10 protein-coding genes and 1 pseudogene are annotated in these 12,532 nt (G+C 45.7%); 2 read left to right on the top strand and 9 right to left on the bottom strand.

Features of this window, described 5'->3' with window-relative positions; all coding sequences use genetic code 11:
* Positions 1–85: 85 nt before the first annotated feature.
* Both AB4185_RS01235 and AB4185_RS01230 read right to left on the bottom strand, forming a co-directional pair.
* Entirely contained in the window at positions 86–1,069 is a 984-nt protein-coding gene (locus tag AB4185_RS01235) for an HAD family phosphatase (RefSeq protein WP_029235499.1), read from the bottom strand.
* Between the two features lie 236 nt (positions 1,070–1,305).
* On the bottom strand, positions 1,306–2,550 hold the full coding sequence (locus tag AB4185_RS01230) for an NADH:flavin oxidoreductase/NADH oxidase family protein (RefSeq protein WP_372134696.1): 1,245 nt from the start codon (positions 2,548–2,550) through the stop codon (positions 1,306–1,308).
* A gap of 279 nt (positions 2,551–2,829) precedes the next feature.
* On the opposite strand from AB4185_RS01230, the gene nfsA reads away from it, so the two are divergent.
* Complete coding sequence (nfsA, locus tag AB4185_RS01225; protein ID WP_017094836.1) at positions 2,830–3,552, top strand: oxygen-insensitive NADPH nitroreductase; 723 nt, start codon at positions 2,830–2,832, stop codon at positions 3,550–3,552.
* A gap of 120 nt (positions 3,553–3,672) precedes the next feature.
* Here the strand turns inward: nfsA and AB4185_RS01220 are convergent, their stop codons facing one another.
* Complete coding sequence (locus tag AB4185_RS01220) at positions 3,673–5,205, bottom strand: phospholipase D family protein (RefSeq protein WP_372134694.1); 1,533 nt, start codon at positions 5,203–5,205, stop codon at positions 3,673–3,675.
* 445 nt (positions 5,206–5,650) lie between these two features.
* Positions 5,651–6,532 (bottom strand): LysR substrate-binding domain-containing protein, encoded by an 882-nt coding sequence (locus tag AB4185_RS01215; protein ID WP_372134692.1) that lies wholly within the window; start codon positions 6,530–6,532, stop codon positions 5,651–5,653.
* Positions 6,533–6,813: 281 nt separating this feature from the next.
* Between AB4185_RS01215 and AB4185_RS01210 the strand changes: the two genes are divergently transcribed.
* Positions 6,814–8,001 carry an MFS transporter gene (locus tag AB4185_RS01210; protein WP_017062388.1) on the top strand — a complete coding sequence of 396 codons (1,188 nt, stop codon included), beginning with the start codon at positions 6,814–6,816 and terminating at the stop codon, positions 7,999–8,001.
* A gap of 74 nt (positions 8,002–8,075) precedes the next feature.
* Here the strand turns inward: AB4185_RS01210 and AB4185_RS01205 are convergent, their stop codons facing one another.
* The 5 genes and pseudogenes from AB4185_RS01205 to AB4185_RS01185 all read right to left on the bottom strand — a co-directional run bounded on the left by AB4185_RS01205 (position 8,076) and on the right by AB4185_RS01185 (position 12,518).
* The gene (locus AB4185_RS01205; RefSeq protein WP_267869007.1) at positions 8,076–8,615 is read right to left on the bottom strand and encodes a sugar O-acetyltransferase; all 540 of its coding nucleotides are present in this window, start codon (positions 8,613–8,615) and stop codon (positions 8,076–8,078) included.
* Between the two features lie 231 nt (positions 8,616–8,846).
* On the bottom strand, positions 8,847–9,845 hold the full coding sequence (locus AB4185_RS01200; RefSeq protein WP_017064029.1) for a LacI family DNA-binding transcriptional regulator: 999 nt from the start codon (positions 9,843–9,845) through the stop codon (positions 8,847–8,849).
* Positions 9,846–9,944: 99 nt separating this feature from the next.
* A complete protein-coding gene (locus AB4185_RS01195; protein WP_372134690.1) occupies positions 9,945–11,384 on the bottom strand; it encodes a 6-phospho-beta-glucosidase in 1,440 nt (479 codons plus the stop codon).
* A 169-nt stretch (positions 11,385–11,553) separates the two neighbouring features.
* Positions 11,554–12,078: a hypothetical protein gene (locus AB4185_RS01190; RefSeq protein WP_029235182.1), complete on the bottom strand. Its 525-nt coding sequence runs from the start codon at positions 12,076–12,078 to the stop codon at positions 11,554–11,556.
* A gap of 51 nt (positions 12,079–12,129) precedes the next feature.
* A pseudogene (locus tag AB4185_RS01185) lies at positions 12,130–12,518 on the bottom strand (VOC family protein).
* Positions 12,519–12,532: the final 14 nt, after the last annotated feature.

Below are 12,532 nucleotides of genomic sequence, written 5' to 3'. Positions count from 1 at the left end.
CGTTCATTCCCAAAACCTCCGCTCACAAAAAAGCTCGAATTTAAAATCCGAGCCTTTGAAGTTTTGACCAAGGGTATACTTGGCGTTAGTACACCTCACACCAATCGGATTTCATGTCGATCAGTGTCCAATCCTCTCTGGAATTCGCCTCATCTAGCGCTTTATCAAGCTTGCCAACGTGAGACTCACGATCGTACTGCCACTCGCGCTCAGCATCAGTGTGATGAACAATCATCGCCATTGAATTGGGTTGGCTCGTTGCCCATTGCATCATCGCTTGGTCACCGTCTGAGTTGCCGACCGCTAGAATAGGTTTCTTGCCGATAATATGCTGAATGTTAGTGACCTTTCCGGCTTTGTCATCAATGGTCAAAATCAACGAATCTTTGGTCACCGTTGGTTTGCCATCGTTGTAGCTGTAGTTGTATTTAAGCGCACTACCGATGATTTGCTCTGTAGGAATATTGTAAGCTTGTGGAGCCCACGCCCTCATGAAATCAACGCCTCCGCCCGACACAATATAAGTCTTAAAGTCATGCTCTTGCAGGTAAGTCAGCATCTCTTTCATTGGCTGATAAGTAAGGTCTGTGTAGGCTTTGTTGAAACGTTTATCTTTTGCTACCGTCAGCCATTGCTCAACGTCTTGCTGGTATTGCTCAACAGTCATACCAGAATGTGTCGCCATGATGATTTTCAATAGCCCTTCTTCACCGCTGCCCAGAACGCTCTCAATATCATCTTCGAGTACAAACTTAAACGGTGCTTCGGTTTTCCATTCAGGGTGATCAGGCGCCATCTCTTTTACACGATCTAGTGCAAAGGCTAATTGGAAGTAATAAGGCTTTTCCGACCAAAGCGTACCGTCGTTATCGAACACGGCAATGCGATCTTCAATTGCCACGAACGTATCAGACTCAGCTTTAGTGGCTTGCCCAACAAAGTCGACGATAGCGGATTTACTCTCGCTGTCCTTCCAAGAAGGCAGCAAGTTGGGATCACAATCTTTAGCAAAAGATGAGAAAGAGAGACTGGATAAGATCGCGACAGATAAGAGGGTTATTTTCTTCATAGCAACTACCATGTTGTTGAATTAATTGTAGGGTTTAATTCAATTCATCCTAGTTGGTCTACTCTGATTTGCCACTTATGAACACTATAACCAATGCTCATGTTGGTATTAGATTAGTACCACAGCTAAGCTGGCTGAGGGTGCTCTGCGATGTATTTATCGAGAACTTAAAAGGAGACAAACAAAAAAGCAGAACTTCAATTCCTCAAAGTTCTGCTTTAACAATCCACGACTGCTTACGCTCTGCGCTTTTTGAAAGCGTGCCAGCCGGCGCTGAAAATTGTTTTTAACACCACACCGAGTGCGCTTAGTTTTGGGTCGGCTTTCTTGCCAGAGGCAATGCGCCACATCTGATGTTCATACCAAACCAGCCCGACCATCGCCATCTTGTCTAATGCGGGTTTTCCTGTGGTTGGCACCGTTAGTGGCATGCCGTGGCTAGGGTTTTCAATTAACTTGTTAGGGAAATCAGGATCAACCGCCATTGTTCGCGCAATACCAATAAAATCGGTCGCCGAGGTGTTTAATGCTTCATTCATTGCTTGCGCGGTTCGAAAACCACCCGTGACCACCAGCGGTGTACTCACGAGTTTTCTCGCCTTAACCATGTAATCCATAAAATACGCTTCACGTTTTACTGTGCTGGACTTGATTGATTCAGCTTTGCTCTTTGAACCCATCATTGATGGACTTTCATAGGTGCCGCCAGAGATCTCAATCAGGTCGATACCGTTATCACTCAGTGTTTGCACAACCTGCATCGACTCTTCTTCAGTGAAGCCACCTTTCATGAAGTCGGCGCTGTTGAGCTTAATTCCGACAGGGAAATCTTCACCAACCTCTTTTCGAATCGCGCGATAAACCTCAAGCACGAAACGAAGTCTGTTTTCGAGTGACCCACCCCATTTGTCTTGGCGTTGATTGTGTCTAGAAGACAAAAACTGACTGACAAGATAACCATGAGCACCGTGAATCTGTACACCAGTAAAACCCGCTTGTTTTGCAAGCTTTGCACTCAGCGCGAATTTATCAATGATTGCGATTATTTCCTTCTCAGTCAGAGCTCGTGGCGTATTAAAGCCTTTTTCTAATCCACGCTCTAAAGAGATAGCTGAAGGGGCAACCGGGCTATCACATAAGAATTTAGGGATTTGCTTTCCTGGGTGGTTCAATTGCATCCATATCTGCGAACCATTTTGTGTTCCAGACTTCGCCCACTCACGAAATACGCTTAAGTCACTGTGCTCATCCAACACAACGTTTTTAGGTTCACCAAGCGCACCTCTATCGACCATCACGTTACCCGTCATGGATAGACCAATTCCTCCTTGAGCCCAACGCTGGTAAAGCGTGACTAAACCTTGCTTAGGGTTATGATGTTTATCACCTAGCTGTTCACTCATTGCCGATTTGAACAGGCGATTTTTGATCACTTGGCCATTAGGAAGAGAAAAAGGGTCGTTGAGGCAGATTGGATTCATGCGCGTGGTTACTTTCTTGGGTTTATATATTGAGTCCAGTATGCCCTATTTTATCCGACAGTTCTGAGCATTTGGTGCCTATTTCGAAGCAAGTTTCACTCAATAATAAAATGCCAGCGGCATAGCAGCTGGCATTAATCGATTATAAATAGAATCTCAAAAACTGGGCTGACGCTGCTGAAATATGTCAACCAGAAAGGCTCTAATGCCCTTTACGCTCATGGTAATTGTCGTTATTGTGATTCTCTACGCCATCATCACAAGGACTGTCTGAGAGTTATGAACAGCACGATTGAAACTATTCTGGGGCACCGCTCCATTCGTCAATATACAAATCAACCGATTGAAAAAGCACAACTTGATGTGATTATTCAGGCTGGTCTCGCGGCTTCGTCATCGAGCTTACTGCAGGCTGTTTCTATCGTGAGAGTGACAAACAAAGAGAAGCGTAAACTGCTAGCCGAATACGCAGGCAATCAAGCTTACGTGGAGAACGCGGCTGAGTTTTTGGTGTTCTGTATCGACTATCAACGCCACGCTCAAATCAACCCTGAAGTGAAAACCGACTTTACTGAACTGACCCTGATTGGCGCTGTCGATTCTGGCATCATGGCGCAAAACTGCATGTTGGCTGCTGAGTCTCTAGGTTTAGGTGGCGTGTACATTGGCGGGCTGCGTAACAGCGCACAACAAGTCGATGAACTGTTAGAACTGCCACAGCACACCGCCGTGTTGTTCGGGATGTGCTTAGGTCACCCGGCACAACAACCAGAGGTGAAACCTCGCCTCCCTGCTCACGTAGTAATGCACGAAAACCAATACCAACCGCTGAGCCTAGATGAAATTGCCAGCTACGATGATTCGATGCAAAGCTACTACGCAAGCCGTTCAAGCAACCAAAAGCAGAGCAGTTGGTCACAGCAGATCACACAGAAACTCTCTGGTGAATCTCGCCCACATATCCTGCCTTACTTAAACAGCAAGCAGCTGACCAAGCGTTAAGCCGTTAAGCCGTTAAGCCGTTAAGCCGTTAAGCGATTAGAGCTAGCAGCAAACAGCAGTACAAACAAAAATGTCAGCGTAATATACGCTGACATTTTTATTTATCCGGAGGCGGCTAGCTTACAGATATTTCTCAATCGGTAACAATTGTAGGAAGCCAGACTGCATTCGTTCCCATTGACCAGTGTCAGGTTCGCTGTCCCAACGTTGATCGCCTGAATACCAATACACATCGCCGTCTTCCAGTTCCAAGCGCCAGCTATTATCTTCACTCATCGCTTGCTCAATGGTGTCAGCTAACGTTTCAGCAATCTCTTTGTTCTCGATGATCAAAACCGATTCCGTATTGAGGTAGGTAGAACGCAGGTTGAAGTTAAATGAACCGATGCTCGCGATGCTGCGGTCGAATACGACTGATTTAGCGTGCAAGCCATAGGCTGTCTCAGGCGCACATTTAGACACGTCTTGAGTCGATGCTTCACACAACTTAGATTCTGGTTTTAGCTCAAACAGATCGATGCCATGCTCCAACATATCGTAACGTCTGCCCGCATAAGCAGAATGATTAGTCACCAGATCATTAGAGGCCATAGAGTTAGTTAGCGCTTTTATCTCAACGCCCTTATTGTTCAACACTTGCCACTCTTCAAGCTGACCATCATCGAATACAAGGTAAGCCGATTCCAATAAGATCTCTTGTTTCGATTCACTCGCTAACTTACCTAGAAGAATCGCGGTCGCTTTCGGTTCATCGGTATTGTCTGAATCATCAGGAACAGGTTGATCATAAACAAAACGCGCATTCACCCAAGTCATCTCACCAACCACCTCTTTCAGTAAACTATCAGCAGCCTTACGATCTAATGGTAATTCAGGATAATTTTGATAATGCGGAACGACAATATTATCTATCTTCGAGAGATCAGGTTGTTCGTCATCACCCAGCATATCGACAGGGTAAGACCAACGGCTGTTCCAGTATTCAACAAAACTGGTTTGGATGGTGTTAACTACCGAGCCCATAACTAATACATCGCGGTCTCGGAAATTGATTTCATCAGAAAGGTCAAAGTATTCATCACCGATATTACGGCCACCCACCACAGACAAGGTACCATCTACGGTAAACGATTTATTGTGCATACGGCGATTTAAACGAGAAAAGTCGCCGACAAAGCTCAGCCATTTACTGAAACCGCGGCGTGTTGGTGTTGGATTGAAGATACGAATCTCGACGTTCGGGTGTGCATCCAGTGCCGACAGCAACCCTTCACGTTCGTTGAGGTTGATATCATCCAGCATTACGCGAACCTTCACACCGCGCTCGGCCGCTGCTAATAAACGGCTAGCGAGATAGCTGCCCGATTCGTCAGAGTTCCAGATGTAATATTGAATGTCGATGGTGTGCTCGGCACTTTCGACCAGCGCTAATCGCTGTGCCAAGGCATCCCAACCAGACTCTTGCAGACGAACCGCAGTGGTGCCTTGCTCTAAAGCTTCAGGCTGAAATTCATTGGTTAGAACCGATAAAGAACTAGGTGCAGGAGAGGTTGGCGGTTCTGTTGGATGATCGATGCCTTCAGGAAGTGAAGAACACCCACCTAAAACGGCGATTAAGATTAACGTTAAACTGATGCGTTGGAGCACAGGCATGTATCTGACTTCCTTTTCACGATGGCGTCTTTAGAAACTTTCCGTACAGCTTTTCAATGAACAAGCTATTCCGATCTATTCATTGATTATTACTGCTAAAGCCTGAAATTTATAGGTAATTATCCAGTATAAATTTAAAGGTCGGTAAATTGGCCCACAAATCACTTAAGTTGGGTGAGTGCCAAACAGTATAAACTCAGCGGCTTTTCGACCATGTCAATGGTGAGCTCTATTCGGTCTGGGTGATGCTTCACCATTGTTTGGAGATCTAGTTTCACCGCTTGATTTCACACTAACAGGCGTGTCGACTTACTTATATGAGATTGTGCAAACGCATTACTTACGTAAGCGCTAAAGCTGTTGTTCATCTAAGGGGCATGTAAGGATCAACACCGAAAACATTGTTCACGCTACATAACGTTTATCGTCCCTACACAAGCCTTCCCTACAAGCTCAAACGGGGCTGAATAAAGTCGATAAACGCCGAGATACGTTTAGAGACCGATGACGACTTGTAGTAAACCGCATTCACTCGCTCTCGGTCTGTGTTGGCAAGTTTGTCTTGTTCCAGAATAGGGATTAGGCGACCCGCAGCCATATCTTCCTGCACCATAAACCCCGATAAACAAGCAATCCCATTTCCAGCTAAGACTAGTTGACGCACGGTTTCACCATTACTGGCTGTCACAGTAGGCGCGACATCACTTTGGTTTGGTAAAGGCCAATGGTTAAGCACTTTGTTACCCGCAAACCCCACAATTTGATGCGAACTCAAATCTTCAGGTTTGGTGGGCAGCCCACGCTTAGCGAGATAATCAGGTGACGCCACAATATGGAGTAAACTTTTTCCTAACGGGCGAGCGTGCAGTGTTGAATCGGACAACTTACCGATTCGAATCGCAACATCAGTTCTCTTTTCGAGAAGATCAACGAAGCCTTCGTTGGAAGTGAGTTCCAACTCAATGTCTGGGTAAGCCTCTTTGAATGACTGCACCAACGGCACTAGCTGATGGAATACGAATGGACTGGCGGCATCGACTCTTAAACGACCTTTTGGCAACTCTCCGCGCGACACGATTTCTTCTTCCGCGCTCTGAATCATCTGTAATCCCACCCTGACTGAATCGACAAACTGCCGTCCTTCCTCCGTCAATTCCACGCGTCTCGTTGTTCGGTTGAATATTGAGACGCCGAGTTGCGACTCAACCTTACTCACCGAACGAGACACCTTGGCGACCTGCACATCCAGCCCCTCTGCCGCCGCAGAAAAACCACCAGCATCGACAACGGTGAGTACCATTTCTAAATCATCTGAACGGGTTAACATGAGGCTCCTTCGCTATCTTCATTTTGTTTAATGTCATCTCGCTTGTGCTCATCACAGCTCAAATCATCTGAGTCTTTTCGATCTCATCAGCTTAACCCAATGATCGGCTAACTCTTTAATTATTGCAAATTTCACAAAGGTTATTTGTGAATAGCGGCATTTTTCACAAATATATTTTGCTAGATAATCCTCGCCATCAAACGAAGCGCTCCTATTGCAGTCACAAGCTGCCCCATTTTATCGCGCTCGGTATTTAACAAAGAACAGTAAGAGAGATGATTATGCCATTAGCATTACTTGCATTGACGCTCAGCGCCTTTGCCATCGGAACCACAGAATTTGTCATCGTAGGCTTGATTCCTACCATGGCGAGCGACTTGAATGTATCTCTGCCATCGGCAGGCCTATTAGTCAGTTTATACGCGCTTGGCGTTGCTATTGGCGCACCAGTATTAACGGCATTAACCGGCAAATGGAATCGTAAAGCGGTGCTGCTAACCGTGATGGCATTGTTTGTCATTGGTAACTTATTGGCGTGGCAAGCTCCGGGTTATAACACGCTGATCGCCGCACGAATTTTGACTGGCCTTGCCCATGGCGTGTTCTTCTCGATTGGATCGACCATCGCGACAGGTTTGGTTTCAAAAGATAAAGCAGCCAGTGCCATTGCGATCATGTTTACAGGTTTAACGGTTGCATTGGTAACCGGCGTACCACTGGGCACTTATATCGGGCAAACCTTTGGCTGGCAAGCGACCTTCTTGATCGTGGCTCTGCTTGGTCTTATTGCTCTTATCGGTAGCGCTATCTTGGTTCCAAGCAACCTTAAGCAACCACCAGCGGCGAAGATTTCGGCACAACTAAAGGTTCTAACTCAACCACGCTTACTGTTGGTTTACGCTATCACAGCACTAGGTTATGGCGGTACGTTCACAGCGTTTACGTTCCTTGCTCCAATACTGGAAAATGTATCAGGGTTTGATTCGAGCTCTATCAGTCTCATCATGTTGGTTTACGGTGTGTCAGTGGCGGTAGGTAACATCTGGGGCGGAAAAATGGCCGACAAGATGGGCCCGATTAAAGCGTTGACCGTTATCTTCTCTGGTTTAGCCGCAGTACTGGTGGTATTCAACTTTACCGCAGTAAACCCTTACGCAGCTGTTGCTACCATTTTGGTTTGGGGTGCATTCGCATTCGGTAACGTTCCGGGGCTACAAGTGTATGTTGTGAAACTGGCTGAGAAATACACACCAGACGCAGTCGATGTCGCTTCTGGATTGAACATTGCAGCCTTCAACGTCGGTATTGCATTGGGCTCATGGGGCGGTGGTTTGATTGTCGCGAAATCTGGATTAATGAACACCCCTTGGGTAGGTGCTGTGATCGTTCTGATCGCTCTTGTTCTGACTCGATTCAGTGGTGCGTTAGATAAGAAGCAAGCACAACAAGCTGTTCCATCTAGCATCTAGCATCTAGCATCTAGCAAGAATAGAAAAAACAAAGCCCGAACCTAGGTTCGGGCTTTATCAATTCAATCTGATTATTACTCGTTATCGATCGCTTTCAGCACTTTACATGGATTACCGACTGCAACCACATTGGCTGGGATGTCTTTGGTTACGACACTGCCCGCGCCAATCACGCTGTTTTCGCCAATGGTGACACCGGGGCAGATAATTACACCACCGCCAAGCCAAACATTGTTGCCAACATTAATCGGTGTGCCAAACTCAACGCCTTCTTCTACACGGCCTTTCACATCGAGTGGGTGACCTGCAGTCAGGATTTGAACGTTCGGACCAAGCAGCACATTGTCGCCAATAGTCACTTCAGCCACATCCAAAATCACGCAGTTAAAGTTAGCGTAGAAGTTCTTGCCTAGCTTGATGTTCGAGCCGTAGTCACAACGAAATGGAGGTTCTAAATGCGCATTTTCACAGTCCGGAATGAGCTCTTGCGTTGCTGCTTCCCATTCAGATGTGCCAGGAATACTGTTATTGAGTTTTTGAAGCACCTTGCGACATTCGATACGAGCTGCATAAAGCTCTTTATCCCAAGCCTGATAAGGTTCACCTGCTAGCATTTTTTGTTTTTCTGTTTTTCTGTTTTCACGTTACTTACCTGTTCTCACATCAATTAGCTATTTTCATATTACTTATCTAGCTTCACATTACTTAACTAATGGTGGTCAATTCATCGACCAAAAACGCAATATCGCACATCTAAATAACAGTGAATAATGAGTGTTTGAGCTTGGTTTAAGAGATGCGCAGCTCGTCACTTTTTGTAGGTAAAATATGAAATTCGAACAGTGCTAATTTAGCTTCGCTATCGAATCACGTAACACCAAACTACCAGTGGTATTGATGGTGGTCGCTTGCTCTGTTTCACCGACAATTTGCAGGATCGCCTTTTGCGTCATTTGCTCTAATGGCACACTCACAGACGTTAAGCTTGGCGTTAAAAACGCCCCCACTTTGCTGTTATCAAAGCCGACGATCGAAACATCTTGAGGCAATGAGTACCCAAGTTCGGTTAACGCCTTAATCGCACCAATCGCCATATCATCGTTTTCAGACAAGATAGCAGTGAATGTGGTTCTGCTTTTTGCCAAAGCCTGAGCCGCGTGATAACCGCTCTCCATCGTCCAATCACCTTGAACAACGTTGGACTCATCCAATGCAACACCATGTTTAGTTAACACATCTTGATAGGCTTGGTAACGCAGCTCATCGGTCGAAGAACCGGCTTTACCACGAATCACTGCAATATCGGTATGACCCTGCTCGATGATGTGTTCAACCATCAAACAAGCGCTCTGATAATGGTCGGTGGTAATAGCATGATTGGGCTTCGACGGCATTTCTCGGTTGAGTACCAGAATCGGAGTGTCAGTGCTTTCGATGATCTGAGCTATCTCGCTTTCGGTTAAACATTGCGGATAGATGATGATGCCCGCGCACTTCATATCCAGCAGGAAATTGATCGCCTTTCTTTCGTCTTCAGCGCTGTGTTTGCCATCGGTGATCACCAATTGGTGATTCGACTTTTCGCTATAAGAAGCCGCGTGATACATCAAGGAAGAGAAGTAAGGGCCATTGAACAACTCATTGGTAATTACAAAGCCGATGAAATTGGTCTTCTTGGTCGCCAATTGCTGAGCCAACAAGTTCGGTCGATAACCTGTTTCTTGAATCGCATCAAATACCTTTTTCACCACATCTGGGCGCACGATGTTCTTGCCATTTAAGACACGAGAAACGGTCGATTTAGATACGCCTGCGCGGTTTGCGACATCAAGCATGGTTACCATTCGCTTCTTTTCCTTTATAAAAAATTAGCCGACATAGGCCGACTAATTCATTGCAAAATGACAGCTCACAGTTCACATAACTGCGCTGGGGAATGCATTCTAAATAGTGGCACCGTTAGATGCAATCACACCTTTATACCACTCGAAAGACTTCTTGCGCTTGCGTTCTAGTGAGCCAGATTGATCGTTGTGCTTATCTACGTAAATGAATCCGTAGCGTTTTTTCATCTCGCCCGTGGTGAACGAAACTAAATCGATACAGCCCCAAGGGGTATAGCCCATCAAATCAACACCATCAATCGAAACGGCTTTTTTCATCTCTTTGATGTGGTCGCCAAGGTAAGCAATGCGGTAATCGTCATTAATGCTGCCATCTTCTTCAATGGTATCAACCGCGCCAAAACCGTTCTCAACGATGAACAATGGCACTTCATAACGTTCATACAGAGACGATAAACAGAAACGCAAACCCGTCGGATCAATTGGCCAGCCCCAATCGCTAGACTGGATGAACGGATTATCGACCGAATTTTCATGACCGCCGTCCATCGCTTCTTCTGTAGATTGGTGAGAAGAAGAATCCAAGGTATTAGACATGTAGTAGCTAAAGCCTAAGTAATCAGCCTTGCCTTCTTTTAGGATCTGCTCATCTTCGGGCTGCATCTCAATATTGAAGCCTTTGATTGCCCAGTCATGCTTAGCGTAATTTGGGTAATGACCACGCACCATTACATCCGAGAAGAAATAACGGTCACGCATCGCTTGTTGTGCCACCATAATGTCTTCCGGTTTAGAAGAACGAGGATAGAAAGGCACCATCGCACACATTGCGCCGATTTGAAGATCTGGATTGATCTCGTGACCTTTCTTAACCACCAAAGCACTTGCAACAAACTGATGGTGAACCGCTTGATACATCGCCTCTTGCGGCTTTTCGCATTGTGGAAACTTCACGCCTGAGCATAACCAACCGAAAATATCTGCCGAGGTGTTCATCTGGTTGTTGATCTCGTTAAACGTCATCCAGTATTTCACTTTGTGTTGGTATCGTTCCATCACTGCAGTTGAATACTTAACGAAGAAGTCGATCACTTTGCGGTTCATCCAGCCGCCATATTCCTTAGCTAGATGGTAAGGCATTTCAAAGTGGCTCAGTGTTACCACAGGCTGAATGTCGTATTTCAACAGCTCGTCAAACAGATCATCGTAAAACGCTAAACCCGCTTCACACGGTTCAGCTTCATCGCCATTTGGGAAGATACGCGTCCACGCGATACTGGTACGGAAACACTTAAAGCCCATCTCAGCGAATAACTTAATGTCTTCTTTGTAGCGATGGTAGAAATCCACTGCGACTTGGTTAGGATAGTTTTCGCCATCAATCACGCCATCGGTGATTCGACGTTGTACACCATGAGCGCCCGCTGTTAATACATCAACAACACTGACACCTTTACCATTCGCATCCCAGCCGCCTTCTAGTTGATGCGCTGCTACTGCACCGCCCCATAAAAAATCGTTCGAAAATTCGTTGTTCATACCATTACTCACTACAAGTTATTCGTGAAAAAGATCAGAATTTGAGCTGCAATTACAACTCTGAAATCGATTTCAATAAAAGCAAAGATACAGATTGAAACCGGTTTCAGCAACAGTTAAAAGATCTTTTTTGATCGATCTAAAGACTAATCAACAGTCAGCATTACGATCAATGCTGTTCAAAATACTGATCATGCAGTGATTTGCCAGATTGGTCTTGAGTGCCAGGGTAGAACTGAACGAGTGTCTGATCGGCTAGTGTGAGGTGAATCCAACCCTCTTTGACTTTCAGCCAATTGGTACCGTTGGTCTCATAGACGGCAGGAAACTTGCCCCAGCCAGACTCTGATACCTGCAGCTCTTGAAATAGGTTAATCGGGGCTAGCTTATTGCTGTCGAAGTTTGCGTCGGCATAGACAGATAAAGGCTCGATGGCATCGTTTGGCTTAAACGTATAACAGCTCACAGAGGCTGAAGTGCGATCAAACCACTGGTAAGGTTGTGCACCGATTAAATCGTAGACCGTGCAATCATTGAATTGAATCGCCCACTCTTGGTGAGCTTTAAAACCGAGGTAACCTATGGGTTGTGATGGTTCAGGCTTTGAGTCCGCCTCCTGCTCATACACCGGTTCTGAGGTAGCACATCCCATAAGCCCAAGACTAAAAAGGAAAGTCACAGCAAGCTTCATCATTGTCATACCTCAGTTCCGTTAGTAGATGAGTAACTCAATTAAGTCTCTACATTAAACGGTAAGTTCCAAACGATTACCATCCTGATCGAGTACACAGCTCTCATAATAGCCATCGCCTGTTCTTCTTGGGCCATCTAAGCGCTCATAGCCGTCTTCGACCAAGTGTTGAGTCAGTTGATCGACCGCCTGTTCCGAACCTATGATATCGCCATGTGAATGAAGCCTGTGAACTGGTCATAGATGTCGTCTTTCGATTCAGGGACAGAGTCCATTTCCATAATCTCTAAACGACTTCCCGTATCAAACGAGAGGAAGTATGAAGAAAACCCTTTAGTTGGGTTGTGATATTTTGAGTTCAATGTCGCGCCGAAATAATCTTCATAAAATCGCTTCAGTACTTCGAGTTGTTTGGTCCAAATTGCGATGTGTTCAATCTTCATTTTGTTTGCCTAAG

Origin of the sequence: Vibrio sp. 10N.286.48.F5, from assembly GCF_041469785.1 — a bacterium.
In the GTDB taxonomy this organism is placed as follows: Bacteria; Pseudomonadota; Gammaproteobacteria; order Enterobacterales; family Vibrionaceae; genus Vibrio; species Vibrio crassostreae_C.
This window is presented reverse-complemented; position numbering and strand designations above follow the sequence as displayed.

What these genes read in the sequence shown, in the direction of transcription:
- AB4185_RS01220 (WP_372134694.1), bottom strand. Translation starts at nt 5,205, where the DNA reads ATGCCTGTGCTCCAACGCATCAGTTTAACGTTAATCTTAATCGCCGTT.
- AB4185_RS01205 (WP_267869007.1), bottom strand. Translation starts at nt 8,615, where the DNA reads ATGCTAGCAGGTGAACCTTATCAGGCTTGGGATAAAGAGCTTTATGCA.
- nfsA (WP_017094836.1), top strand. Translation starts at nt 2,830, where the DNA reads ATGAACAGCACGATTGAAACTATTCTGGGGCACCGCTCCATTCGTCAA.
- AB4185_RS01215 (WP_372134692.1), bottom strand. Translation starts at nt 6,532, where the DNA reads ATGTTAACCCGTTCAGATGATTTAGAAATGGTACTCACCGTTGTCGAT.
- AB4185_RS01230 (WP_372134696.1), bottom strand. Translation starts at nt 2,550, where the DNA reads ATGAATCCAATCTGCCTCAACGACCCTTTTTCTCTTCCTAATGGCCAA.
- AB4185_RS01195 (WP_372134690.1), bottom strand. Translation starts at nt 11,384, where the DNA reads ATGAACAACGAATTTTCGAACGATTTTTTATGGGGCGGTGCAGTAGCA.
- AB4185_RS01210 (WP_017062388.1), top strand. Translation starts at nt 6,814, where the DNA reads ATGCCATTAGCATTACTTGCATTGACGCTCAGCGCCTTTGCCATCGGA.
- AB4185_RS01200 (WP_017064029.1), bottom strand. Translation starts at nt 9,845, where the DNA reads ATGGTAACCATGCTTGATGTCGCAAACCGCGCAGGCGTATCTAAATCG.
- AB4185_RS01235 (WP_029235499.1), bottom strand. Translation starts at nt 1,069, where the DNA reads ATGAAGAAAATAACCCTCTTATCTGTCGCGATCTTATCCAGTCTCTCT.
- AB4185_RS01190 (WP_029235182.1), bottom strand. Translation starts at nt 12,078, where the DNA reads ATGATGAAGCTTGCTGTGACTTTCCTTTTTAGTCTTGGGCTTATGGGA.